Origin of the sequence: Saccharothrix sp. NPDC042600 (genome assembly GCF_040647305.1) — a bacterium.
Lineage (GTDB): Bacteria > Actinomycetota > Actinomycetes > Mycobacteriales > Pseudonocardiaceae > Actinosynnema > Actinosynnema mutabilis.
In genome coordinates this window covers 1-23,342 of record NZ_JBEZBW010000064.1, presented here as the reverse complement: position 1 = coordinate 23,342, position 23,342 = coordinate 1, and the positions used below count along the sequence as shown (strand labels likewise).

The 23,342-nt window shown below is 73.3% G+C and carries 23 protein-coding genes; 7 read left to right on the top strand and 16 right to left on the bottom strand.

Going from position 1 to position 23,342, the window contains the following annotated elements; genetic code table 11:
• The first annotated feature begins 159 nt into the window (after nucleotides 1-159).
• The 3 genes from AB0A74_RS29475 (at nucleotide 160) to AB0A74_RS29465 (ending at nucleotide 3,787) form a co-directional block, all read left to right on the top strand.
• The gene (locus AB0A74_RS29475) at nucleotides 160-1,821 is read left to right on the top strand and encodes a DNA repair helicase XPB (RefSeq protein ID WP_358254470.1); all 1,662 of its coding nucleotides are present in this window, start codon (nucleotides 160-162) and stop codon (nucleotides 1,819-1,821) included.
• A 330-nt stretch (nucleotides 1,822-2,151) separates the two neighbouring features.
• On the top strand, nucleotides 2,152-2,844 hold the full coding sequence (locus tag AB0A74_RS29470; RefSeq protein WP_358254468.1) for a hypothetical protein: 693 nt from the start codon (nucleotides 2,152-2,154) through the stop codon (nucleotides 2,842-2,844).
• Between the two features lie 10 nt (nucleotides 2,845-2,854).
• Nucleotides 2,855-3,787: an o-succinylbenzoate synthase gene (locus tag AB0A74_RS29465; RefSeq protein ID WP_358254466.1), complete on the top strand. Its 933-nt coding sequence runs from the start codon at nucleotides 2,855-2,857 to the stop codon at nucleotides 3,785-3,787.
• Here the strand turns inward: AB0A74_RS29465 and AB0A74_RS29460 are convergent.
• Nucleotides 3,784-4,461 carry a type 1 glutamine amidotransferase domain-containing protein gene (locus tag AB0A74_RS29460; RefSeq protein ID WP_358254464.1) on the bottom strand — a complete coding sequence of 226 codons (678 nt, stop codon included), beginning with the start codon at nucleotides 4,459-4,461 and terminating at the stop codon, nucleotides 3,784-3,786. The genes AB0A74_RS29465 and AB0A74_RS29460 overlap by 4 nt on opposite strands.
• Before the next feature lie 51 nt (nucleotides 4,462-4,512).
• Between AB0A74_RS29460 and AB0A74_RS29455 the strand changes: the two genes are divergently transcribed.
• Nucleotides 4,513-5,403, top strand: coding sequence for a LysR family transcriptional regulator (locus tag AB0A74_RS29455; protein ID WP_358254462.1), 891 nt, complete (start codon nucleotides 4,513-4,515; stop codon nucleotides 5,401-5,403).
• A 149-nt stretch (nucleotides 5,404-5,552) separates the two neighbouring features.
• Here AB0A74_RS29455 and AB0A74_RS29450 read toward each other — a convergent pair whose 3' ends face one another.
• From AB0A74_RS29450 to AB0A74_RS29415, 8 genes are all read right to left on the bottom strand, one after another.
• On the bottom strand, nucleotides 5,553-6,635 hold the full coding sequence (locus tag AB0A74_RS29450) for a CapA family protein (protein WP_358254460.1): 1,083 nt from the start codon (nucleotides 6,633-6,635) through the stop codon (nucleotides 5,553-5,555).
• A gap of 5 nt (nucleotides 6,636-6,640) precedes the next feature.
• Nucleotides 6,641-7,282 (bottom strand): SRPBCC family protein, encoded by a 642-nt coding sequence (locus AB0A74_RS29445; RefSeq protein ID WP_358254458.1) that lies wholly within the window; start codon nucleotides 7,280-7,282, stop codon nucleotides 6,641-6,643.
• Nucleotides 7,279-8,133: a xanthine dehydrogenase family protein subunit M gene (locus AB0A74_RS29440; RefSeq protein ID WP_358254456.1), complete on the bottom strand. Its 855-nt coding sequence runs from the start codon at nucleotides 8,131-8,133 to the stop codon at nucleotides 7,279-7,281. Before AB0A74_RS29440 ends, AB0A74_RS29445 begins: the two co-directional genes overlap by 4 nt.
• Nucleotides 8,130-10,553: a xanthine dehydrogenase family protein molybdopterin-binding subunit gene (locus tag AB0A74_RS29435; RefSeq protein ID WP_358254454.1), complete on the bottom strand. Its 2,424-nt coding sequence runs from the start codon at nucleotides 10,551-10,553 to the stop codon at nucleotides 8,130-8,132. Before AB0A74_RS29435 ends, AB0A74_RS29440 begins: the two co-directional genes overlap by 4 nt.
• Nucleotides 10,550-11,026, bottom strand: coding sequence for a (2Fe-2S)-binding protein (locus AB0A74_RS29430; RefSeq protein ID WP_358254452.1), 477 nt, complete (start codon nucleotides 11,024-11,026; stop codon nucleotides 10,550-10,552). The genes AB0A74_RS29435 and AB0A74_RS29430 overlap by 4 nt, the downstream gene beginning before the upstream one ends.
• A gap of 99 nt (nucleotides 11,027-11,125) precedes the next feature.
• Nucleotides 11,126-12,238 (bottom strand): XdhC/CoxI family protein, encoded by a 1,113-nt coding sequence (locus tag AB0A74_RS29425; protein ID WP_358254450.1) that lies wholly within the window; start codon nucleotides 12,236-12,238, stop codon nucleotides 11,126-11,128.
• Nucleotides 12,231-13,307 (bottom strand): VWA domain-containing protein, encoded by a 1,077-nt coding sequence (locus tag AB0A74_RS29420; protein ID WP_358254448.1) that lies wholly within the window; start codon nucleotides 13,305-13,307, stop codon nucleotides 12,231-12,233. Before AB0A74_RS29420 ends, AB0A74_RS29425 begins: the two co-directional genes overlap by 8 nt.
• Nucleotides 13,304-14,209 carry a MoxR family ATPase gene (locus AB0A74_RS29415; RefSeq protein WP_358254446.1) on the bottom strand — a complete coding sequence of 302 codons (906 nt, stop codon included), beginning with the start codon at nucleotides 14,207-14,209 and terminating at the stop codon, nucleotides 13,304-13,306. Before AB0A74_RS29415 ends, AB0A74_RS29420 begins: the two co-directional genes overlap by 4 nt.
• A 108-nt stretch (nucleotides 14,210-14,317) precedes the next feature.
• Between AB0A74_RS29415 and AB0A74_RS29410 the strand changes: the two genes are divergently transcribed.
• Nucleotides 14,318-14,554: a PspC domain-containing protein gene (locus AB0A74_RS29410; RefSeq protein ID WP_358254444.1), complete on the top strand. Its 237-nt coding sequence runs from the start codon at nucleotides 14,318-14,320 to the stop codon at nucleotides 14,552-14,554.
• Here AB0A74_RS29410 and AB0A74_RS29405 read toward each other — a convergent pair.
• The 7 genes from AB0A74_RS29405 to AB0A74_RS29375 all read right to left on the bottom strand — a co-directional run bounded on the left by AB0A74_RS29405 (nucleotide 14,551) and on the right by AB0A74_RS29375 (nucleotide 21,242).
• Nucleotides 14,551-15,966 (bottom strand): beta-N-acetylhexosaminidase, encoded by a 1,416-nt coding sequence (locus tag AB0A74_RS29405; protein ID WP_358254514.1) that lies wholly within the window; start codon nucleotides 15,964-15,966, stop codon nucleotides 14,551-14,553. The genes AB0A74_RS29410 and AB0A74_RS29405 overlap by 4 nt on opposite strands.
• Nucleotides 15,966-16,799, bottom strand: a complete 834-nt coding sequence (locus tag AB0A74_RS29400) for a carbohydrate ABC transporter permease (RefSeq protein WP_358254442.1) — start codon at nucleotides 16,797-16,799, stop codon at nucleotides 15,966-15,968. The genes AB0A74_RS29405 and AB0A74_RS29400 overlap by 1 nt, the downstream gene beginning before the upstream one ends.
• The gene (locus AB0A74_RS29395) at nucleotides 16,796-17,758 is read right to left on the bottom strand and encodes a sugar ABC transporter permease (protein ID WP_358254440.1); all 963 of its coding nucleotides are present in this window, start codon (nucleotides 17,756-17,758) and stop codon (nucleotides 16,796-16,798) included. The genes AB0A74_RS29400 and AB0A74_RS29395 overlap by 4 nt, the downstream gene beginning before the upstream one ends.
• Nucleotides 17,755-19,047, bottom strand: coding sequence for an extracellular solute-binding protein (locus tag AB0A74_RS29390; protein WP_358254438.1), 1,293 nt, complete (start codon nucleotides 19,045-19,047; stop codon nucleotides 17,755-17,757). Before AB0A74_RS29390 ends, AB0A74_RS29395 begins: the two co-directional genes overlap by 4 nt.
• Before the next feature lie 83 nt (nucleotides 19,048-19,130).
• Entirely contained in the window at nucleotides 19,131-19,784 is a 654-nt protein-coding gene (locus AB0A74_RS29385) for a copper homeostasis protein CutC (RefSeq protein ID WP_358254436.1), read from the bottom strand.
• Between the two features lie 370 nt (nucleotides 19,785-20,154).
• On the bottom strand, nucleotides 20,155-20,640 hold the full coding sequence (locus tag AB0A74_RS29380; protein WP_343932892.1) for a carboxypeptidase regulatory-like domain-containing protein: 486 nt from the start codon (nucleotides 20,638-20,640) through the stop codon (nucleotides 20,155-20,157).
• Nucleotides 20,637-21,242: a sigma-70 family RNA polymerase sigma factor gene (locus tag AB0A74_RS29375; protein WP_343932967.1), complete on the bottom strand. Its 606-nt coding sequence runs from the start codon at nucleotides 21,240-21,242 to the stop codon at nucleotides 20,637-20,639. Before AB0A74_RS29375 ends, AB0A74_RS29380 begins: the two co-directional genes overlap by 4 nt.
• 344 nt (nucleotides 21,243-21,586) lie before the next feature.
• Here AB0A74_RS29375 and AB0A74_RS29370 point away from each other — a divergent pair, with 344 nt between their 5' ends.
• Nucleotides 21,587-22,801: a low temperature requirement protein A gene (locus AB0A74_RS29370; protein WP_358254434.1), complete on the top strand. Its 1,215-nt coding sequence runs from the start codon at nucleotides 21,587-21,589 to the stop codon at nucleotides 22,799-22,801.
• 344 nt (nucleotides 22,802-23,145) lie between these two features.
• Nucleotides 23,146-23,342, top strand: a 197-nt coding sequence (locus tag AB0A74_RS29365) for a hypothetical protein (RefSeq protein WP_358254432.1), incomplete at its 3' end; no start/stop codon positions are given.

Genomic DNA, 23,342 nt, shown 5'->3' with positions numbered 1-23,342 from the left:
GTGGGAAGGTCTGGCACGCTAGCGACTCACCCATCCGGGTGTTCACGGCTTTATCAAACCGAGTCCGTGCACTGAGGGTGACCGAACGGCCACGCCGGCGCGATCGACTTGCACTCGGTTGGAACACTGGAGGTACGCCAACGACAGGAGTGCGCTCTCGTGACCGACGGCCCTTTGATCGTCCAGTCGGACAAGACCCTGCTGCTGGAGGTCGACCACCCGCTGTCGGACGACGCGCGCACCGCCATCGCGCCGTTCGCCGAGCTGGAGCGCGCCCCCGAGCACGTCCACACCTACCGCGTCACGCCGCTGGCCCTGTGGAACGCGCGGGCCGCCGGGCACGACGCCGAGCAGGTGGTGGACGCGCTGGTCCGGTTCTCCCGCTACCCCGTGCCGCAGCCGCTGCTGGTGGACGTGGTGGACACGATGGGCCGGTTCGGCCGGCTGCAGCTGGCCAACCACCCGGCGCACGGCCTGGTCCTGTCGTCGCTGGACCGCGCGGTGCTGGAGGAGGTGCTGCGGCACAAGAAGGTCAAGCCGATGCTGGGCGACCGCATCGACGACGACACGGTGGTCGTGCACCCGAGCGAGCGCGGGCGGCTCAAGCAGCTGCTGCTCAAGATCGGCTGGCCGGCCGAGGACCTCGCCGGGTACGTCGACGGCGAGGCGCACCCGATCGAGCTGGTCGAGGACGGCTGGCAGCTGCGCGACTACCAGCGCTTGGCGGCGCAGGCGTTCTGGGCGGGCGGCTCGGGCGTGGTCGTGCTGCCGTGCGGGGCGGGCAAGACCCTGGTCGGCGCGGCGGCGATGGCCGAGGCGCGGGCGACGACGTTGATCCTGGTCACCAACACCGTGGCCGGGCGGCAGTGGAAGCGGGAGCTGGTCGCGCGGACGTCGCTGACCGAGGACGAGATCGGCGAGTACTCCGGCGAGCGCAAGGAGATCCGGCCGGTCACCATCGCGACCTACCAGGTGATCACCCGCAAGTCGAAGGGCGAGTACAAGCACCTGGAGCTGTTCGACTCCCGGGACTGGGGCCTGATCGTCTACGACGAGGTCCACCTGCTGCCGGCGCCGGTGTTCCGGATGACCGCGGACCTCCAGTCGCGGCGGCGGTTGGGGCTGACGGCGACCCTGGTGCGCGAGGACGGTCAGGAGGGTGACGTGTTCTCCCTGATCGGGCCGAAGCGCTACGACGTGCCGTGGCGCGACATCGAGGCGCAGGGCTGGATCGCGCCGGCGGAGTGCACGGAGGTCCGGGTGACGCTGACGGACAACGAGCGCCTGGAGTACGCGACCGCCGAGGCGGAGGAGCGGTACAAGCTGTGCTCCACGGCGCGCACGAAGCTGCCGGTGGTGCGCGCGATCCTCGACCGGCACCCGGACGAGCCGACGCTGGTGATCGGCGCGTACCTGGACCAGTTGGAGAGCCTCGGTGAGGCCTTGGACGCCCCGGTGATCCAGGGTTCGACGAAGAACAAGGAGCGCGAGGCGCTCTTCGACGCCTTCCGCAAGGGCGAGCTGAGGACGTTGGTGGTGTCGAAGGTGGCGAACTTCTCCATCGACCTCCCGGAGGCGTCGGTGGCGGTGCAGGTGTCGGGCACGTTCGGGTCGCGGCAGGAGGAGGCGCAGCGGTTGGGCCGGCTGTTGCGGCCGAAGGGGGACGGTCGGCAGGCGCACTTCTACTCGGTGGTGTCGCGGGACACGCTGGACACCGATTACGCGGCTCACCGGCAGCGGTTCCTGGCGGAGCAGGGGTACGCGTACAAGATCGTCGACGCGGACGACCTGCTCGGGCCGAAACTCCCGGACGTCCCCTGACCGACCCACGCCGAAGCGGCCTTGAGCGACACCAGCCGCGCCGGCCCACCACGCCACGCCCACCCACGCCTCGCCCGCCCGCGCCGGGCGACGACGCCTCGCCCGCGCACGCCGGGCGACGACGCCTCGCCCGCGCACGCCGGGCGACGACGCCTCGTCCGCCCGCGCCCCTCGCCCGCCCGCGCCCCTCGCCTGCCCGCGCCCCTCGCCGAACCCCCGGTGGTGTGCCGTGCGGCGCGTCCGCTTGGTGGGTGGCGGGGGTCGGGGGTGGGCGGGCGCTAGGTTGGGCGTGGAGTCTGGTTGCGCTGGGGCTGGGTGGGTGGCTTCGGGATGACGGTGGTGGTGCGGCTGCGGCCGTCGCCTCGCTGGTGGGTGTGGCGGCCCGGGGTCGAGCGGGCCGAGGTGGTCCGGGCGGCGGTTCGGCGGGCCCGTCGCGGGCGGGCGCGATTATCGGCCGCGGTCGGGTTGCCGTTGTGCGGCGTGATCGCGGTGGTGGTCCCCGGGACCGGCTGGAAGGTCGGGCTGGTCGCGGCCGTGCTCGTGGGGGCGGCGGTGGTCGGCGCGGTGCCGCCCCGGGTGTCCGAGTGGGACGTCGTGGTGGCGGCGGGCGGCGGGGACGTCGTGCACTGCGAGCAGTTCGCCGACCCCGGGCAGCGGCGGCGGGCCCGGCGGTTGTGCGAGCACTTCCTCGCGGTCGCCGAGGTGTCCGACTCGCCCCGGCTGCGGGGCGTGGAGGTGTCGCTGTGGCGGGCGTTGGTCGCGCTCCGGGAGAGCCTGGCCGTGCGGGACGCCCTGGCCCGCGCCGAGAACCGGGTCGGGTTGGCCGCCGAGATCGCCGAGTCCACCCGCGACCTGGCCGCGCTGGACCGGCGGGTGGACGAGTTCGCCGCCGCCCTGCGGATCGCGGTCGAGGAGGTCGCGGAGGTGGACCCGGGGTCGGCGGAGAGCGCGTTGCGGCGGGTCGCCGCCTTGGACCCGATCCACAGTCCCGCCCCCGACCGGTCCGCCGGCCCGGGGATCTAGGGTCTCCGGGGTGCTGGTCTACTCGATCCCGATGCGCAACCGGTTCCGCGGCATCACCGTCCGCGAGGGCGTCCTGGTCGAAGGGGCGCACGGGTGGGGCGAGTTCTGCGCGTTCCTCGACTACTCCGACGCCGAGTGCGCGCCCTGGTGGGAGACCGCGGTGGAGGCGGCCGAGCGCGGGTGGCCGGAGCCGGTCCGGGACTCGGTCCCGGTCAACTGCACGGTGCCGGTGGTGTCGCCGGAACGCGCGCACGCGATCGTCGCCGCCTCCGGGTGCTCGACGGCCAAGGTGAAGGTGGCCGACCCGGGCGCGCCGCTGTCCGACGACCTGGAGCGGGTCGCGGCGGTGCGCGACGCGCTGGGGCCCGGCGGCGCGGTGCGGGTGGACGCCAACGCGGCGTGGGACGTGGACACCGCCGTGCGGGCCATCCGTGAGCTGGACAAGGCCGCGCGCGGGCTGGAGTACGTCGAGCAGCCGTGCCCGTCGCTGGACGACCTGGCGGCGGTGCGGCGGCGGGTGGACGTCCGGATCGCCGCGGACGAGTCGATCCGCCGCGCCGAGGACCCGCTCAAGGTCGCGGTCGCCGGCGCGGCGGACGTGGCGGTGATCAAGGTGGCCCCGCTGGGCGGGGTGCGGCGGGCGCTGGAGGTCGCCGAGGCGTGCGGGTTGCCGTGCGTGGTGTCGTCGGCGGTCGAGACGTCGGTCGGCATGGCGGCCGGGCTGGCGCTCGCGGGGGCGTTGCCGGAGTTGGACTTCGCCTGCGGCCTGGGCACGTTGCCGCTGCTGGCCGGGGACGTGGCGAGCGCGTCCCTGGTGCCGGTGGGCGGGGCGCTGCCGGTGCCGCGGCGGGCGCCCGTGCCCGACCGGTTCGCGGAGTTCGCCGCCGACGAGGCCACCACGCGCAAGTGGCTGGACCGCGTGGCGCGGGTGCGCGGCCTCTAGAGGACTTCCAGCATCCGCTTGGCCAGCGGACCGGACGACGCGGGGTTCTGGCCCGTGTAGAGGTTGCGGTCCACGACGACGTTCGGCGCGAACGGCGCACCGGCCACGAAGTCCACGCCCAGCGCCTCAAGGCGGTCCTGGAGCAGCCACTTCGCCTTGTCCGCGAGGCCCGCGAGCTTCTCCTCCTCGTTGGTGAACGCGGTCACCCGGTAGCCCGCGACCGCGTCGCCGGCGGCGAGCAGGGCGGCGGGCGCGTGGCACAGCACGGCCAGCGGCTTGCCCTCCCGCAACGCGCGGGTGAGCAGGCGGCCGGAGTCGGCGTTCACCGCCAGGTCCTCCATCGGACCGTGGCCGCCGGGGTAGAAGACGGCGTCGAACTCGGCCGGGTCGACGTCCTCCAGCTTGAGCGGCGCGCGCAGCGCGGCGGCGCTTTCCAGCTCCGCGGCGATCGCGTCGGCCTGCGCCTGGCCGCCGTTGGCGTCGGCGGACAGACTGCCCCGGTCCACGGTCGGCACGACGCCGCCCGGGGTCGCGACGACGACGGTGTGGCCCGCCCCGGTGAACGTCCGGTGCGGCACGGCGAACTCCTCGGCCCAGAAGCCGGTCGGGTGGAGCGTGCCGTCGGCGAGCGTCCAGTGGTCGGAGCCGGTCAGCACGAACAGGATCTTTGCCATGTCTTCGACGGTAGGCCGCACTGCGATCGGTCCACCAATAGGATCGCCACCATGTCCCATAAGCCTGCTGATGGGTTGGACCTGGCGCTGCTGCGGACGTTCCTGGCGGTGCACCGGGCCGGGTCGTTCACGTCGGCGGCGCGGGTGCTCGGGCTGTCGCAGCCGACCGTGACCAGCCAGGTCCGGCTGCTGGAGCAGCGCATGGCCCGCCAGCTGTTCGAACGGCTGCCGCGCGGGGTGCGGCCCACGTCCGTGGCCGACGAGTTGGCGGCCGAGGTCGCGCGGCCGTTGGACGAGCTGACGGCGGTGCTGGACCGCGGCCGACCGACCGCGCCGCCCGAACCCGTGCACCTGGCCGGTCCGGCGGAGGTCCTGTGCCTGCGCGTGCTGCCGGCGCTGGCCCCGCACGTGGCGGAGGGGTTGCGGCTGCGGGTCACCACGGGGTTGACCGACGAGCTGTTGGACGGGCTGCGGGCGGGACGGTTCGACCTGGTGATCTCGACCCTGCGCCCCCGCGGGCGCACGCTGACCGCCGTGCCGCTGATGGACGAGGAGTTCGTGCTGGTGGCGGCCCCGGCGTGGGCGTCGCGCCTGACCGGGGAGACGCTGGGCGACGCGCCCCTGCTGACGTACGCCGAGGACCTGCCCATCGCGCGCCGGTACTGGCGGCACGTGTTCGGGGTGCGGCTGAACACGCAGGCGGCGGTGGTGATGCCGGACCTGCGCGGCGTGCTGTCGGCGGTCGTGGCGGGCGCGGGCATCACCGTGCTGCCGCGGTACCTGTGCGCGGACGACCTGGCGTCCGGCGCGCTGGTGACCTTGATCGACCCCGAAGACCCGCCGATCAACACCGCCTACCTGGCCCAACGGGCGGGCGCGACGCCGAACCGGCACGTGACCCTGGTGCGGGAGGTGCTGCTGCGCGAGGGCCGGAGGTGGTGATCAGACCAGGTCGTCGATGCGCAACGTGATGGGGCCTGCTGATAACCGAATTCGCCGGGCACGTGGCAGTCCACCGGTGAGATCGGCCCGGCGAGGACCGACGGGTTCGGGGCAGCAGCACGCGCCCCGCCCGTAGCCCTTTCCGGTGATCACCGATGGCTGATCGTGCTGCCCATGCTGCCGACCACGCTTTCGGTGCGCTGCAACGCCTCCGCCCGGCGAGGGGTCTTCTCGACACGGGTCAGGTCGACCACCCGGATCGGGGGGCCGAACTCCACCAACGTGGGCACGTACTCGGCGTGCTCCACCCGCCACCCCGACGCGTCCTTCACGAACTTGAACCGCGTCACGATGCCCTCTTCCGTGATGCCGCGCGGTTCGGAGTGGCGGGCCACCTCGTTGCCCATGCCGTAGACCACCCACTTGCCGCCGATCTGCTCGATCGGCTGCACCGCGTGCACGTGCGTCCCGATGATCAGGTCCACCGCCGGGTCGGCCAGGATCTCCGCCGCCATCTCCCGCTGCTCGGCCGTGGCCTCGTGCCGGTACTCCGCCCCCCAGTGCAGGCTGGCCACCACGACCTCCGCGCCGGCGGCCTTCGCGGCTCGGGCGGCCGAGAGCACGCCCTCCACGGACAGCTGGTTGGCCATCCACGGTTGCGGCAGCGGGATGCCGTTGAAGCCGTACGTGAAGGCGATGTGCCCGACCTTCACGCCCCGCGCGTCCAGCAGCAACGGGGTCGCCGACTCCTCCGGCGAGCGGAACGAGCCGGTGTGGGCCAGGCCCGCCGCGTCCATCTGGTCCAGGGTCGTCCTGATGGCGCCGGCACCCCGGTCCAGCGTGTGGTTGGACGCGGTCGAGCAGGAGTCGTAGCCGATGGTCTTCAGGGCCTTCGCCACCTCGGGCGGCGCGCTGAAGGCCGGGTAGCCGTAGGTCGGCGCGCCGGGCGCGGACAGCGGTGTCTCCAGGTGGCAGATCGACAGGTCCGCGTCGATCGCCTCGCGCAGCCCGGACAGCAGCGGCACGAAGTCGCGGGCGCCGTCGGCGTCGGCCTGCGCGGTGAGCGCCGGGTGGATCAGGATGTCGCCGCCGGCCGCCAGGGTGAACGACGGCAGGGGCGGCGCGGACGTGGTGGTGGGCGCCGGCCGGGACGAGGTGATGACCACCGGCGACCCGGTGCAGGCCGCGACGAGGCAGGCGGCCAGCCCCAGCGGGACCAGCCGCCCGACCACGGCCTTCAGCGCCGCCGCCTGCGGCGCAGACCCACCACGAACACCACCGCCAGGGCGGCCAGGAACACCGGCAGCACGCGCTTGAGGATCGGCACGCCGGCGGTCCCCAGCAGGTCGACCGGCTGGTCGGCCGGCCGGTCCGGCACGGCCCGCAGCGGCGGACGGGAGGCGGGCGTCGGGGAAGCAGTCACCCCCTCAGCCTCCCCCGGCGCGAGCCGCGTCGCCAGGCAATCCGCGAACTCGCCGACGATCCGGCCGCTGACCTCGGTGATCAGCCCGCGGCCGAGCTGCGCGGGCCGCCCGGTGACGGCCAGGTCGGCCACCACGGACACGGCCGTGCCGTCCCCGTCCGGGTTCAGGGTCACGGTGACGGTCGCGGACGCGGTGCCGTTGCCCCGGCTGTCCTTGCCCGACGCCTTGATCACCGCCGCGTGCGCGTCCTCCGACACCGACGTGAACTGCCCGGTGCCCTTGTAGAGCAGGGCGACGGGGCCGAGCTTGACCTTGACGGTGCCGCTGAACTTCGGCCCGTCCACCTCGGTCAACGTGGCCCCGGGCAGGCACGGCGCCACCCGCCGCGGGTCGAGCAGGGCCGCCCACACGTCCGGCACGGGCGCGGGGACGGTGAACCGGTGTTCCAGCTTCATGCGCTCACCGCGGCGGTCAGGGCCCGTTCGGTCAGCACCCGGGCCAGGTGGGTGCGGTACTCGGCGTCGCCGTTGGCGTCGGTCGTCGGGTCGGTGCCCTCGGCGGCGCGGGAGGCGGCCGTCGTGATGGCCTCGGCCGTGGCCGGCTGCCCGACCAGCGCCTCCTCGACGCCGCGGGCCCGCACGGGCGTCGGCCCCATGTTGGTCAGGCCGACGCGGGCCCGCGCGACCACGCCGCCGGACACCTCCACCGCCGCCGCGACCGCCACGATCGACCACGCCTGCGCGACCCGGTTGAACTTCTCGTAGTGCGCGCCCCAGTCGGGCAGCTTGGGCACCCGCACGTGGGTGAGCAGCTCGTCCGGGGCCAGCGCGGTGGTGAAGTAGTCGACGAAGAACTCCGCCGCGGGCACCTCCCGCGTCCCCTCCGGCCCGGCGCACACCATCACAGCGTCCAACGCCAACGCGGGTGCGAGCAGGTCGCCGGCCGGATCGGCGTGGGCGAGCGCGCCGCCGAACGTGCCGCGGTGCCGGATCTGCGGGTCGGCGACGGTGTCCGTGGCCAGGCACAGCAGCCGTGCGTGCTCACGCACCAAGTGGTCGCGCTGGACCTCGTAGTGCGTGGTCATGGCGCCGATGAGCAGCGAGTCGCCCTCGTCGTGGACGCCGGTCAGCTCGGTGAGCCCGGACAGGTCCACCAGCAGCGTCGGCGCGGCCAGGCGCATGCGCAGCACGGGGATGAGGCTCTGACCGCCGGCCAGCACCTTGGCGTCCTCGCCGCCCTCCGCCAACGCCCGCACGGCCTCCTCGACCGACGCCGGCGCGACGTAGTCGAACGCGGCCGGGATCATGCGCCACCTCCGAGGGAACCGAGGCCGCCGCCCGCGCCGGGCCGGGCGGGCGTCTCGACCTGTTCGCCCTGCAACGCTTTCCACACCCGGAACGGCGTGCACGGCATCTGGATGTCGTTGACGCCCCTGTGCCGCAACGCGTCCACGACCGCGTTGACCACCGCCGGGGTGGACGCGATGGTGCCCGCCTCGCCGACGCCCTTGACGCCCAACGGGTTCGTCTCCGCCGGCGTCTCGGTGCGGTCGGTGGTGAAGTGCGGCAGGTCGGCCGCCGACGGCAGCAGGTAGTCGGCGAAGGTGGCGGTGGTGAGCGTGCCGCCCTCGTCGTGCACGGCCTCCTCGAACAGGGCCTGCGCGATGCCCTGGGCGAGCCCGCCGTGCACCTGCCCCTCCACGATCAGCGGGTTGACCACCTTGCCGACGTCGTCCACGCACACGTACCTGCGGATGGTCACCCGCCCGGTCCGCGTGTCCACCTCCGTCGCGCACAGGTGGGTGCCGTGCGGGAACGAGAAGTTGTCCGGGTCGAACGCCGCGTCGGAGTCGAGCCCGGGTTCCACGCCTTCGGGCAGGTCGTGCGCGACGTGCGCGGCCACGACCACGTCACCCAGCGACATCGTGGTGGACGTGCCGCGCACGGAGAACGTGCCGGCGGTGAAGTCCACGTCGTCCGGCGAGCACTCCATCAGGTGGGCGGCGACGGTCCGGGCCTTGGCCAGCACCTTGTCCGCCGCCAGGACGATCGCCGTGCCGCCGACGGCCAGCGACCGCGACCCGTAGGTGTCCATGCCGCGCGGGGCGACCTGGGTGTCGCCGTGCAGCACCTCGACGTCCTCGAACGGCACGCCGAGCCGGTCGGCCACGATCTGGCTCCACGCCGTCTCGTGGCCCTGCCCGTGCGGCGAGGTGCCGGTGATCAGCTCGACCTTGCCGGTGGGCAGCATGCGGATCGACGCGTGCTCCCACCCGCCGGCGGCGTAGCGCAGCGCGCCGAGCACGCGGGACGGCGCGAGCCCGCACATCTCGGTGTAGGTGGAGATGCCGATGCCCAGCTGCACCGGGTCGCCGTTCGCGCGCCGCTCCTCCTGTTCGGCGCGCAGGGTCTCGTAGTCGAACAGCTCCATCGCCCGCGCGGTGGCGGCTTCGTAGTCGCCGCTGTCGTAGGTGAGGCCGGCGACGGTGTCGAACGGGAACTCCTCGTGGGTGATCCAGTTCTTGCGCCGCAGCTCCATCGGGTCCATGCCCAGTTCGGCGGCCAGCTCGTCCATGATCCGCTCGACGGCGAACGTGGCCTCGGGCCGGCCCGCGCCCCGGTAGGCGTCGGTGGGGGTCTTGTTGGTGAAGACGTTGTGGCAGGTGAACTTGTAGGCCGGGAACTTGTAGATCGCGTTGAACATGAACGCGCCCAGGATCGGCACGCCCGGCGCGACCAGCCGCAGGTACGCGCCCATGTCGGCGAGCAGCTCGACGCGCATCCCGGTCACCGTGCCGTCGCGCTTGGCCGTCACGACGATCTTCTGCACCTGGTCGCGGCCGTGGTGGGCGGACAGCATGGACTCGGTGCGCGACTCGGTCCACTTGACCGGTTTGCCCAGCCGGCGCGCGACCACCAGCGCCAGCACCTCCTCGGGCGTGACCTGGAGCTTCCCGCCGAACCCGCCGCCGACGTCGGGGGCGATGACGCGCAGCTTGTGCTCGGGCACGCCGACCGTGGCGGCCAGCATCCAGCGCAGGATGTGCGGGATCTGGGTGGACGACCACAGGGTGACCGCGTCCGCCGTCGGGTCGACCACGACCGACCGGGGTTCCATGAACGCCGGGATCAGCCGCTGCTGCCGGAACGTCCGCGCCACCACCACCTCGGCCTCGGCGATGGCCTGCTCGACGTCGCCGCCGGTGCCCGCCGCGGCCGAGTCGAACACCCAGGTGGCGCTCTTGTTCGAGCCCAGGTCGGGGTGCACGAGGTCCGCGCCCTCGGCGACCGCCGCCTCCAGGTCCAGCACGACCGGCAGGTCCTCGTAGTCGACGTCGACCGCTTCCAGCGCGTCGTGCGCCTCGGCGGCGGACCGGGCGACCACGACGGCCACGACCTCGCCCGCGAAGTTCACCTCGTCCACGGCGACGGCCGGCGCGGGCGGGGCCAGCATGTCCTCGGTGATCGGCCAGGCGCACGGCAGGCTGCCCTGCTCGGCGGCCAGGTCGCGGCCGGTGAACACGGCCAGCACGCCCGGCATCCGCAGGGCCGCCGTGACGTCGACGGACGTGATGCGCGCGTGCGCCACGGGGCTGCGCACCAGGGCGAGGTGCAGCATCCCGGCGAGCCGGATGTTGTCGGTCCACCTGGTCGCGCCGGTGATCAGCCGGGCGTCCTCCTTGCGCCGCCGGGGCCGCCCGAGCTCCGGTCCGGCGGTGGCCGTCATTCCCCACCCCCGTGGTCGACGCGGGTGGCGGCGTCCCGCACGGCCTTGACGATGTTCTGGTAGCCGGTGCACCGGCAGAGGTTGCCCTCCAGGCCGTGCCGCACGGCGTCCTCGTCGGGGTCGGGGTCGTCGGCGAGCAGGTCGAGGGCCTGCATGATCATGCCGGGGGTGCAGAACCCGCACTGGAGCGCGTGGTTCTCGTGGAACGCCCGCTGGACCGGGTGCAGCCGCCCGTCCCGGGCCAGCCCTTCGATCGTGGTGACTTCCCGCCCGTTGGCCTGCACCGCGAGCACGGAGCAGGACTTGACGCTGCGGCCGTCCAGGTGGACGGTGCACGCCCCGCAGTTGCTGGTGTCGCAGCCGACGACGGTGCCGGTCTTGCCGAGCGTGTCGCGGAGGTGGTGCACGAGCAGCGTCCGGGGCTCGACCTCGTCGCTGTAGCTCACGCCGTCCACGGAGACGGTGATCCGCATGAACCCTCCAAGCCGGTTGGTGGTGGGGGTCACACGCGAGCCTGCTACCGGTTGCGTCGTCAAACAATCCGCCGCGCAGGCTAAGCCCGGCCGGCCCGGCTAGGTGGCGCGGTGGATGGCGCCGGCGGTCCGGGTCAGGCGTTCACCGCCGCCGCCCCACCGCAGCGCGATGATCTCCGCCGCGATCGACACGGCCGTCTCCTCGGGCGTGCGCGCGCCCAGGTCGAGGCCGATCGGCGAGGACAGCCCGGCCAGCTCGCCCTCGGTCAGCCCGGCCTCGCGCAGCCGCCGCACCCGGTCGTCGTGGGTGCGGCGGGACCCCATCGCGCCGACGTACCCGAGCTTGAGGCGCAGGGCGACCTCCAGCAGCGGCACGTCGAACTTCGGGTCGTGGGTCAGCACGGCCACCACCGTGCGCTCGTCCACCCGGCCCGCGTCGGCCTGCGCCCGCAGGTAGCGGTGCGGCCAGTCCACGACGACCTCGTCGGCCTCCGGGAAGCGGGACCTGGTCGCGAACACCGGCCGCGCGTCGCACACCGTCACGCGGTAGCCGAGGAACGCGCCGAGGCGGGCCACGGCGGCGGCGAAGTCGATCGCGCCGAAGACCAGCATCCGGGGCGGCGGCTCGAAGGAGTTGACGAAGACCGCCATGCCCTCGCCGCGCCGCTGGCCGTCCGGGCCGTAGTGCAGGGTCGCGCTGCGGCCGGCGGCGAGCAGGCCGCGGGCGTCGTCGGCGATGGCGTCGCGGGCGCGGGCGGACGGCACGTCGCCGGCCACCCGGTCCGGCCACACGACCAGCCGCCGGCCCACCCACTCCGGGTGCTCGACGACCGTCGCCACGGCCACCGGCTGCTCGGCGCGCACGGTGTCCAGCACGTCCGGCAGCTCGGGGAAGCTCTCCCGCGACACCGCCTCCACGTACACGTCGATGATCCCGCCGCAGGTCAGGCCCACCGCGAACGCGTCGTCGTCGCTCACGCCGTAGCGCTGGAGCACGGGCGCGCCGGTCCGCACGACGTCCTGCGCCAGCTCGTACACCGCGCCCTCGACGCAGCCGCCGGACACGCTGCCCACGACCTCGCCGTCCGCGCCGACCAGCATCGCCGCGCCCGGCGGCCGGGGCGCCGAGCTGAACGTGCCGACGACCGTGCCGACGCCGACGGTCTCCCCCGCCGCCACGCGTCGGGCGAGCTCGACCAGCACATCACGCACCGCTTACCTCCTTGAGCAGGTGCCGCAGGGCGTCCAGGCTATGCCCGGCCACGAGGCCGTCGAGGTGGGGCAGGGCGGCGGCGATGCCGGACTGCACCGGCGCGTACCCGTCCTTGCCGGCGTGCGGGTTCACCCACAGCACCCGGTGCGCCAGCCGCCGCAGCCGCGCCACCTGCTCGCCCAGCAGCGCGGGGTCGCCGCGCTCCCACCCGTCGGAGCACACGACCACCACGGCCCGCCGCGCCGCGCCGCGTTGTCCCCAGCGGTCCAGGAACGCCTTGACGGTCTCGCCGAGCCGCGTCCCGCCCTCGTAGTCGGGCACGGCGCGCGCGGCGGCGGCCAGCGCCCGCTCGGGGTCGCGGTGCCGGAGCTGCCGGGTGATCCGGGTCAGCCGGGTGCCGAGGGTGAACACCTCCACCGGCATCCGCCGGGCGACGACGTGCGCGAACCGCAGCAACGCGTCCGCGTACGGCTTCATGGACCCGGAGACGTCGAGCAGCAGCACCACTTTCCGCGCCCGGACCCTCCGCCGCCGGTACCGGGGCCGCGCCGGCTCGCCGGTCGCGAGCACCTCCCGCACGGTCCGCCGCACGTCCACCTCCCCGCGCCGGGCCGGGCCCTTGCGCAGCCCGCGCCGCATCGGCGGACGTGGCCGCAAGGTCGCCAGCAGCGCCCGCAGGTGTGCCCGCTCGGCCGCGCTCATCTCGGCGATGTCCTTGTGCCGCAACACCTCCACGTCACTGGCGGCGACCGCGAGCGGCTTGCCCGGGCGCCGCGCCACCGCCCCGGCCCCCAACGCGGCACCCCGCCCGGTCCGCGCCCCCCGAGCCCGCGCGGGGTTCACCTCGACACCCCCGAACCAGGCGGCGAACACGGCGTCGTAGCGCGGCAGGTCGTCCGGCCCGCCGCACAACGCCACCCGCCCCGCCCAGTACACGGCGTCGCGCCGCGCCACGTCGACCAGCCCGACCGCCGCCAGGAACGCCCGCACCCGCTCCGGCCCGCACTCGACCCCGGCCGCGCGCAGGGCGTGCGCGAAGCCCACGAGCCCGTTCAGCGGCCCGGTCACCCCGCGATTGTGCGCTCGGCCGAGGGCGTGAGCACACCGTCCGACAGGGCGCGTTGGATGTCCTCGCGGTACTTCAGGACGGCGCCGAGGGTGGCCGCCGCGGTGGCCGCGTCCAGGTCGGTGCGGCCCAGGGCGAGCAGGGCCGCCGCCCAGTCCAGGGCCTCCGCGACGCCGGGCGGTTTGAGCAGCTCCAGCTCGCGGAGCCGCCGGACGGCCGACGCGACCCGCGTGGCCAGGTGTTCGTCCAGGCCGGGCAGGCGGCGGCGCAGGATCGCCACTTCCCGGGCCGGGTCCGGGTGCTCCAGCCAGTGGTAGAGGCAGCGGCGCTTGAGCGCGTCGTGCACCTCGCGGGTCCGGTTGGAGGTGAGCACGACCAGCGGTGGGGTGGCCGCCTCGACGACGCCCAGCTCGGGGATGCTGACGGCGTTCTCCCCCAGCACTTCCAGCAGGAACGCCTCGAACTCGTCGTCGGCGCGGTCCACCTCGTCCACCAGCAGCACGCACGGCGCCTCCTCCAACGCCCGCAACAGGGGTCGGGCGAGCAGGAACCGCCGGGTGTAGAGGGAGGCCTCGGCCGCTTCGGCGTCCACCGGACCGGCGGCTTCAAGGGTGCGCAGGTGCAGGAGTTGGCGGGGGAAGTCCCAGTCGTAGAGGGCTTGCGACGCGTCGATGCCTTCGTGGCACTGGAGACGGATCAGCGGTAGTCCCAGCGCTTGCGCGAGGGCCAGGGCGAGGGAGGTCTTGCCGGTGCCGGGCTCGCCTTCGCACAGCAGCGGCCGGCGCAGGCGCAGCGCGAGGAAGGCGGCCATCGCGACCCCCGCGTCGGGCAGGTAGCCGACCCGGTCCAGCCGTCCGGCCAGTGCCTCGGGCGAGTCGACGGGGGAGGTGGGTTCGGGGGTCACCGCTCGACCCTAGCCCGCCGGCCGGGGGTCGCCCCGGGGTGAACCCCGAGGGTGCTTTCAGGGTGCGTCCCCGATGTGCGGCAAGCCGTTGACCAGCACCATTGAGCTATGACGAACGACGTGCTCAACCAGGCCACCGACAAGGTCAAGAAGCTCCGCCGCAGCCGGAACGACCGGATGGTCGCGGGTGTGTGCGGCGGCGTCTCCGAGCTCATCGGGGTGGACGCGGCGATCCTGCGGATCCTGCTCGTCGCCGCGACCCTCTTCGGTGTGGGCGCCGGTGCGGTGCTCTACATCGCCATGTGGTTCCTCGTGCCGGAGAAGGAGGTCGACCAGGCCTACTAGCGGGGGTGGCCGGGCACACCGGGGAGCATCTGCCAGGGACGGGGACCGGACAGGGGCCGGTACTCGACGCCCAGGGCGTCCAGCCTCGGCAGGTGGTGCTCGGCCAAGCGGGAGCGGAACTCGTCCACGTCGCGGAGCGCGGGGGTGCTCTTCGACGGCACAGGGGGCACGGGGGTGTCCGGGGAAGTCGGGGTGGTGTGGGGTACGGGGCTCCACACCACCTCGGCGAAGGCGCACAAGCGGGGGAAAGCCGCGTAGTCCAGCCGCCGCGGGGAGTCGAGGTGCTCGGTCCACAGGTTCGCCTGCGCGCCGAGCACCCGATCCGCCGCCGCCGGCTCGTAGGCGTAGACGTCCTCCCAGGTCAGGACGGTCCCGACGGGGATGGGCTCGTCCTCCCGGTCGGACTGGCGGTAGTCCAGGTAGACGTGCTTCTCGGGGCACATGACCACGTCGTGGCCCCGTTCCAGCGCGGTCAGGCCGGCTTCCTCGCCGCGCCACGACGCGATCACGGTCTTCGTCGGCAGCGGTCCGACGCCGAGCACCTCGTCCCAGCCGTGGGGCCGCCGGCCGCGCCGCACCAGGTGCTGCGCGATGCGCCGGACGAACCGGCCGTCGCCGCCCTCGGCCTCGTCGCCGCCGAGCCCGACCACCTCGGACGGGAAGACGTCCAGCAGCTCGTCGAACACCTGCCGGTAGCAGTCCACTGTGGACTCGTCGGCCTTGAGGACGTTGGGGTTCACGCCCCAGTCGGTCCACACGCCGCCGCCTTGGACGCCCAGTTCGGGGTAGGCCGCGATGGCCGCCTGGCTGTGCCCGGGGACGTCGATCTCGGGCACCACCGTGATGTGCCGCTGCCCCGCGTAGGCGACGACCTCGCGCAGGTCGTCCTGGGTGTAGTAGCCGCCGTGCGGCCGGTTCGTCTGCCCGCCGCGGCGCCGGTCGCCGTACCGGGAGGACGGTCGCCAGCCGCCGACCTCGTGCAGGCGCGGGAACCGCTTCGACTCGAACCGCCAGCCCTGGTCGTCGGTCAGGTGCAGGTGCAGCACGTTGAACTTGTGCGCGGCCAACAGGTCCACGTAGCGCAGCAGGTCCGGCTTGGGCAGGAAGTGCCGGGCCACGTCGAGCATCACGCCGCGCCACGCGAAGCGGGGCCGGTCCTCGACCACGCACACCGGCAGGGTCGGCGGGCCGCCGATGGGCGCGGCGCGGAAGGCGTCCGGGCCGCTGAGCTGCCGCAGGGTCTGCCGGGCGTAGAACTCGCCGGCCGCGTCCGCCGCCTCGATCGTGACGCCCACCGGGTCCACGGTCAGGCGGTAGGACTCCGCCGGCCCGTCGTGGGGCCGCACGTCCACCGTTCCGTCGAACACGAGGGAACCCTCGCCCCGGACGAACGACACCGGCTTGGGGATGATCACGACTTCACCGCTCCCGCGAGTCCCGCGACGAGTCGTCGCTGCACCAGGATGAAGAACACCAGCACCGGGATCGTCATCAACGTCGATCCCGCCATGATCGCGCCCCAGTCGTTCTGGTCGGGCTTGATGAACACCTGGAGCGCCAGCGGCAGCGTCTGGTTCTCCGCCGCCGAGATGATGAACGTCTTGGCGAACAGGAAGTCGTTCCACGCGTGGATGAACGACAGCACGCTCGTCGCCACCAGGCCCGGCGCGACCAGCGGGAACAGCACCTGCCACAGGAAGCGGAAGCGGGACGCGCCGTCCAGGGTCGCCGCCTCCTCCAACTCCACCGGCACGGCCGCGACGAACCCGCGCAGCATCCAGATCGCGAACGGCAGGCTGAACGCGAGGTGCACCAGCACCAGCGAGCCCAGGTGGTTCAGGCCGAACGCGGGCGCCACGTCGCGCACCGACTGCATGACGAAGAACAGCGGGATGGTCAGCGCCTCGACCGGCACCATCTGCACGACCAGCAGCATCACCAGCAGGGTCGTGCGGCTGCGGAACCGGAACCGGGTCAGCGCCGTCGCCGCGAGGAAGGCGATCAGCAGGCTCAGCAGCACCACGGCCAGCGCCACCACCAGGCTGTTCACCAGGTAGCGACCGAAGCTCTGCACGGTCAGCGCCCGCACGAAGCTGTCGAACGTGGGCGCGAGCGTCCACGGCCGCGGGTCGGCGGAGATCACCTCGTGCTCCGGCTTGAGCGCCGTGAGCACCATCCAGTACAGCGGGAACGCCACCACGCCCGCGATGAGGACCGTGACGCCCTCGACGAGTCCGCGCCTCACAGCTGTTCCCCCGACTTCCGCAGCGCCCGCAGGTACCCGAGCGTGATCAGCAGCAGGAGCAGGGTCGTCACGACGCCGATGCTCGCGCCCAGCCCGTACTCCGAGGCCGCGAACGCCTGTTGGTAGGCGTAGACGTTGAGCACCAGGTTGCGCCCGGCGATGCCGCCGCCGCTGGTCATGATGTAGACCTGGGTGAACACCTTGAAGTCCCAGATGATCGACTGGATGGTCACGACGATCAGCAGCGGGCGCAGCAGCGGCAGGATCACCGAGCGGGCCGTGCGGAACGTCGACGCGCCGTCCAGGGCCGCCGCCTCCAGCACCTCGCCCGGGATCGACTTGATGCCCGCGTACAGGGTCACCATGACGAACGGGAACGAGCACCAGACCACCTGCGCGGCGACCAGGCCGAACGCGATCCAGCGGTCGTAGGTCCAGGAGAACCCGGTGGTGCCGAGCAGTTCGTTGACGAAGCCGAAGTTGGCGTCGAACAGGAACAGCCAGATCGTGGACCCGGCCACCGCCGGCGTCGCCCACGCGCCGAGCGCGGCCAGGAACAACGTCATCCGCGCCCACGTGCGGACGCGGGTGGCCAGCACCGCCAGCGCCGCGCCGACCAGCAGCGTCCCGACCACGCACACCGCCGCGAACCCGACGGTCTGGCCGAGGACGGTCCAGAACTTCGCGTCCGAGAGCAGGGTGGCGTAGTTGTCCAGGCCCAGGAAGGTCAGCGGCGCGCCACCGCTGACCTGCTCCTGGCCGTAGTCGAACAGCGAGATCAGGACGAGCTGGTAGATCGGGTAGCCCATGAGGCCCACCAGCACCAGCAGCGCCGGGGTCAGGTAGGCGAAGGCGATCGGGCCGTCGCCCCGCTTCCGCTTCCACCGCGGCCGGCGCGGCGCTTCGGGACGGGCCTGCGCCCCGGTCGCGGGGCGCAGGTCGAGGTGGACGTCGGTCATGAAGCGAACGCCGTGTTCATCGCGTCGGCCGCTTTCTTGGCCGCGGCGTCGAGGTCGTTGCCGGCGGCGGCGACCTCCTGGATGAGGGTCGGCAGCACGGCCTGGGCGTCGATCTTGGCCCAGTTCGGCGTGACGGGGACGAACTTGGTGCCCGCGTTGAGGGTCTTGATGAACGGCTCGACGGCGGGCTGCGACTCGGCGACGGCCTTCTGCACGTCGGCGAAGGTCGGCATGTTGCCCATGGCGTCGAACATCTTGCGCTGGTAGGTCTTGCCGCCCAGGAGCTGGACGAACTCCTTGGCCAGCGTCTTGCGCTCGCTGCCCTTCATCACGCCGAGCAGGTTGCCGCCGGAGAACGCGGGCGCGATGGAGCCGGCCGTCTTGCCCGGCAGGGGCACGACCGCGTACTTGCCCGCGGCGCTGGAGGCGTCGACGGACTTGCGGTTGAAGTCGCCGCCGATGACCATCGCCGCCTTGCCCGCGCGGAACGCCTCGACGCTGGCGTCGCCGCCGTTGCCGGCGCACTGGGCGGGCGGGCAGATGTCGTCGGCGATCAGCTCGGTGTACTGGCGCAGACCGGCCTTGGACTCGGCGCTGTCGATGGCGGAGACGTACTTGTCGCCGTCCTTGCGCGCGATGTCGCCGCCGTTGGCCCACACGAACGGCATCGCGCCGTAGGTGTACTTGCCGCCGGCGGAGATGCCGAGCATGTCCGGCTTGGCCTCGCGGACCTTGCGGGCGGTCGGCGCGATCTCGTCCAGCGTGGCCGGGGGCTTGAGGCCGAGTTCGCTGAAGACGTCCGTGCGGTAGTAGAGGGCGCGCACGCCCACGTACCAGGGCAGGCCGTAGACCTTGCCGTCGACCTCGCCGGTGTCGAGGACGGCGGGCAGGAGGTCCTTGGCGTCGTTCCAGCCGGAGAGGTCCAGCTCGGTGAACCCGCCGCCGGCGACGTAGCCCGCGAGGTCGGTGTTGCCGAACTCCGCGACGTCCGGGGCGCTCTTGGGGTCGCTGAAGGCGGCCTTGAAGCGCTCGGCGCGGGTCTGGACCTGGATGTACTGGACGTCGACGGTGACGCCCTGGTGGGCGTTCTGGAACTCGGTCACCGCCTCCTTGACCACAGCCTCCTTCGGGCCGCGGTTGACCTCGTCGAACAGCCAGACGCGGAGCTGCCCGGTCTGCTGGTCGGCGCCGGTCGCGGCCGGGCCGGACTGGACCGGGGCGCACCCCGTCATGGCGAGCACTGCGGCGACACCCGCCGCCGCAGCGGCCACCCTGTTGGCAACTCGCATCTCGTTGACCCCTTGTTGCGTCATGTGCAACGGCTATTTCATGGGAAGCAACGGGGATGCTAGTGTCCGAATCCGCGAACGGTCTAGACCAGATTCGCCCAGGTCCGGACGGCATCGGCGGACAGCGGCGCGGCCCACCCGCCGGGCCGAACCGCGCTCCCGACGTGGAAGGCCGTGGCGCCCAGGGCCTTGAGCGGCCCGACGTGCTCCTGCTTCAGGCCGCCGCCGACGAGCAGCGTGAGGTGCTCCTGACGGGCGGCGAGGTCCGCGAGGACGGCCATGCCGTCGGCGACACCCCGGGGTGAGCCGGCGGCGAGGACGGTGTCGCACCCGAGTCGTTCGACGACGTCCCAGGCCTTCCGGGGGTCGGCGGAGTTGTCGAGCGCGCGGTGGAAGGTCCAGGCACACCCGGCGATCTCTTCCAGAACCGCCCGGCAAGCAGCTTCGTCCACGTCCTGCCGGGCGTCGAGGAACCCGAGGACGAACTCCGCGGCCCCCGCTTCCCGCGCGTCGGCGGCGGCCCGGCGCAACCCGTCGAGGTCACCGGGCGCGAACCCGGCGGCGTCGCGGAGCATGACCCGGACGGGCAGGTCGGTCGCGGCGAGCACGGACCGGATGAGGGAGGGCGGGGGCGTCAGGCCGTCGGCGGCCATGTCGGTGACCAGTTCGAGCCGGTGCGCACCACCGGCCTGGGCGGCTTCGGCATCGGCCGCGTCGAGAGCGATAACCTCAAGCATGGTCTAGACCATAGCCGCTCTGTCGGCGCCCTCTGGGAAAATGGTGTCGGGGGCCGGAGGCCGGCACGCACACGACACGGCACGCCGCTCACCAGGACGAACCCGGGCACCCCGCCGCCACACCGCACACCCGCCACACGGCACACCGCCGCACCGCACACCCGCCGCGACGCGCGCCAGCCGCACCGGCACAACCCAGAGCCGCAGTCACGCCCGGCGGGCGGCGACCGGCTCGCGGAGGTGCTGCGGCGGCACCCGCTCGTCGCGCGCGCTCGTCAGGCACCTGCACCCGGGCGGTGGGCGTGCCGTTCGCGGGCACGGTGGTGTGGTGTGCGCCGCCGAGTCGGGGCGCTGGTCGGCGGGTGGCGGACTACAACATGATCGTCGGGGTGACCACCGTGCGGCCCGGTTCGCCGCGCGAGTTCACCAGGTGCACCACGATCTGCGTGGTCCCCGCGGGCACGTCGGCGAGCACGAAACGGCCGCCGTCGTCGGCTTTCGTCGTGCTCGACTCGTGCTCCGCCACCCGCACCTCGACGGTGTGCTCACCCGCGGGCACCAGCCAGCCGTCGATGCGGTGGCGCGCTCCCGTCGAGGTGAAGTTGACCATCAGGGTCAGGTTGTCGACCGTGAACGTGATGGTGCCGGGGTTGCCGCCGCGGACACCCGCGAACGACCCCGCCCGCTCCCAGCGGGCCACCTCCACGTCCAGGTTCTCCAGGGCCACCGCGAACTGGATGCGTTCGACCAGCCCCGCCGGCGGCGCGTCCAGCTCGTACACCAACCGGTTCAGCTCGGTGAGGACAGCGGTGTCCTCATGGCCTCTGCGGTCATCGCGCGGGTCGATGTCGTTCACCGCGATCCTCCTTCCGCGTCAAGATGTGCGCGCAACGTCGTCAAGCACCGGCCCCTGGTCGGACCGATGCTCCCGCGTGGCATGGACAGTGCTTCGGCGACCGCGCGGTACTCCGCCCGCCCGGCCAGCACGGTGAGTCGCAGCAGCTCCTGGCACTTCTGCGACAAGCGGCCGAAGGCCCGCCACAACCGGTGGTCCCGGTCGTCGACCAGGGCGGCGTCCTCCGGCAACCCGTGTTCGCTCTCCAACTGCTCCGCCAGCTCGTCGGACAGCGCGGCTTCCCGACGACTGGGGGTCCAGGTGCGCTGGGCTTCCCGCCGTGTCGCCACGACGAGCCACCCCGCCAGCGCGCGGGGTTCGACCAACCGGTCCAGGTGGCGCAGCAGGGCCAGCCACACCGTCTGCACCACGTCCTCCGCGGTGCTGCGGTCCAGGCCGTGCCCGCGCGCGACGTGCCACACGAGCGGCGTCAGGTCCGCGACCAGCACGTCCAGCGCCCTGCGGTCGCCGTCGCGGGCGGCGACGACGCAGGCGGCGTGCCGGTCCGTCCCGTCCAGACCCTCCCAGGGTGGCCGCTCACCAGCCGTGCGCAGCTCTCCCACGGTCGTCACCTCCTCCTCGACATCCCCCAGCCGGAGCTGATCGTTCCACGTCACGTGTGTCGGCGGTCCGCGATGCCCCCCTCGCACCGCGGACCGCCCTTCACCACGGGCGGCGTCCGATCGGCACCCCTCGAAGCCGACCGGGTCGCCGCCCCCCTCCCCCGAGTGGTCAGTGGGACGGCCGGCGGCCGTCGGTCCGGTTGCTCATGCGTTCCTCCGGGGTCGAGGTTCGGTCATCAGATAAGGAGTGAGTAGTTCTACGGTGGATACACAGACTGTCGTTAACAGTTCACGGTTAGCGAACCGATCATGGATTCGCGCAGGTGGGTGGCACACTTCCCGGCATGTCCACACGCCGGGCCCGGGTCGTCCACGAGGGCGCCCGGGTGACACCGCTCGAACTGTTCTTCGACCTGGTGTTCGTCTACGCGATCACGCAGGTGACGCAACTGATGGCCGCCGACCCCACGGTCCGCGGCGTGGTGCGCGGCATGCTGCTGCTCGCCCTGCTCTGGTGGTGCTGGTGCTGCTACTCGTGGCTGGGCAACCGGGTCCACGCCGACGACGACGGCGCGCGGATCGTGCTGTTCGGGGCGATGGCCGTGATGCTGGTGGCGTCGGTGACCATCCCGGAGGCGTTCGACGACCTGCCGGGCGGCCTGCCGGGACCGTTGGTGTTCGCCGCCTGCTACCTGGTCGTGCGGGTGCTGCACCTGGTGTCGTACTGGCGGTTCTCGCAGGGTGACGCCGCCCTGCGCCGGCAGTTGGCGGTGACGTGCCTGCCGATGCTGTCGGGCACGGTGGTCCTGGTGGCGGCGTCCTTCACGTCGGGGTTGACCCAGACGGCGCTGTGGGCGCTGGCGCTGGCCGTGGACTACGGCGGGGTGCTGCTGACCGGTGTGTCGGGGTGGCGGGTGCACTCGGCGGTCCACTTCGCGGAACGGTACGCGCTGATCGTGCTGATCGCGCTGGGCGAGTCGATCGTGGCCGTGGGCGTGGGCGTCGCGGACCTGCCGGTGTCGTGGCCGATCATCTACGGCATCGTGTGCGGGCTGGTCATCGCGGCGGCGCTGTGGTGGGCGTACTTCGACGTCGTGGCGCCGACGGCGGAACGCGTCCTGCACGCGGCGAGCGGAGCCAGGCGGGCGGCGCTGGCCCGGGACTCGTTCACCTACCTGCACCTGCCGATGATCGCCGGCATCATCCTGCTCGCGCTGGGGCTGAAGAAGACGATGAACTACCTGGCCGGGGCGGACGGGCACACGCCGGGCGAGCACCTGCACGGGGTCGGGCCGTACGCGCTGTACGGGGGCGTGCTGCTGTACGTGCTGGGGCACATCGGGTTCCGGTTGCGGAACCTGGGGACGGTGAACCGGGTGCGCGTGGCGATGGCCGTCGCCCTGGTGGTGCTGACGCCGGTCGCGCTGCTGGTGCCGGCGTGGGCGGCGTTGGGCATCCTGACGGTGGCTTGCGTGCTGTGGATCGCCGTGGAGGTGCGGGTCTACGGCGGCGCCCGCCGTGAGATCCGCGAAAGCATCCACGCGCCGGCCGCGCACTAGGCCTTCACCCGATCGTGTGAGTTGTCGTTTTGGGCACCAAACCCGGCCTCGCGCGTCCCGTGAAGTGAGGAACGCGGGAGGACGGGGGCGGGGGCGGCGCAGGTGAGACGGGGGCCGGGGCGAAGCACGGGGTGCTCGGCCCCATCGCGACCCGGCCTGACGCGCCTCGCCTCGGCCCGGCACGACTCGGCCCGGCTCGCCTCGGCTCCGCCTGGCGCGACTCGCCTCGGCCCAGCCCGGCGCGACCCGGCCGACTCGGCTCCGCCCGGCGCGACTCGGCGACGCCCCGCCTGGCCCAGCGCGGCTCGGCGGGACCGGCCCGGCGTGGCCCGACCCAGTGCGGCGTGGCAGGCGCGGCGGGACCGGCCCGGCGCGGCCCGCCCCAGCGCGGCGAGGTCAGACCCGGCGGGACCGGCCCGGCCTGGCCCGCCCCAGCGCCGCCCGACCCAGCGCGGCGTGGCAGGCTCACCGCCGGCACGCTGTCCCTGCGCCTCGCGGGCGACCTGCGCACCGTGCTGCCGACCTACGACCAGTCGATCAC

What these genes read in the sequence shown, in the direction of transcription:
- AB0A74_RS29470 (WP_358254468.1), top strand. Translation starts at nt 2,152, where the DNA reads ATGACGGTGGTGGTGCGGCTGCGGCCGTCGCCTCGCTGGTGGGTGTGG.
- AB0A74_RS29460 (WP_358254464.1), bottom strand. Translation starts at nt 4,461, where the DNA reads ATGGCAAAGATCCTGTTCGTGCTGACCGGCTCCGACCACTGGACGCTC.
- AB0A74_RS29455 (WP_358254462.1), top strand. Translation starts at nt 4,513, where the DNA reads ATGTCCCATAAGCCTGCTGATGGGTTGGACCTGGCGCTGCTGCGGACG.
- AB0A74_RS29445 (WP_358254458.1), bottom strand. Translation starts at nt 7,282, where the DNA reads ATGAAGCTGGAACACCGGTTCACCGTCCCCGCGCCCGTGCCGGACGTG.
- AB0A74_RS29440 (WP_358254456.1), bottom strand. Translation starts at nt 8,133, where the DNA reads ATGATCCCGGCCGCGTTCGACTACGTCGCGCCGGCGTCGGTCGAGGAG.
- AB0A74_RS29435 (WP_358254454.1), bottom strand. Translation starts at nt 10,553, where the DNA reads ATGACGGCCACCGCCGGACCGGAGCTCGGGCGGCCCCGGCGGCGCAAG.
- AB0A74_RS29430 (WP_358254452.1), bottom strand. Translation starts at nt 11,026, where the DNA reads ATGCGGATCACCGTCTCCGTGGACGGCGTGAGCTACAGCGACGAGGTC.
- AB0A74_RS29410 (WP_358254444.1), top strand. Translation starts at nt 14,318, where the DNA reads ATGACGAACGACGTGCTCAACCAGGCCACCGACAAGGTCAAGAAGCTC.
- AB0A74_RS29395 (WP_358254440.1), bottom strand. Translation starts at nt 17,758, where the DNA reads ATGACCGACGTCCACCTCGACCTGCGCCCCGCGACCGGGGCGCAGGCC.
- AB0A74_RS29390 (WP_358254438.1), bottom strand. Translation starts at nt 19,047, where the DNA reads ATGCGAGTTGCCAACAGGGTGGCCGCTGCGGCGGCGGGTGTCGCCGCA.
- AB0A74_RS29385 (WP_358254436.1), bottom strand. Translation starts at nt 19,784, where the DNA reads ATGCTTGAGGTTATCGCTCTCGACGCGGCCGATGCCGAAGCCGCCCAG.
- AB0A74_RS29370 (WP_358254434.1), top strand. Translation starts at nt 21,587, where the DNA reads ATGTCCACACGCCGGGCCCGGGTCGTCCACGAGGGCGCCCGGGTGACA.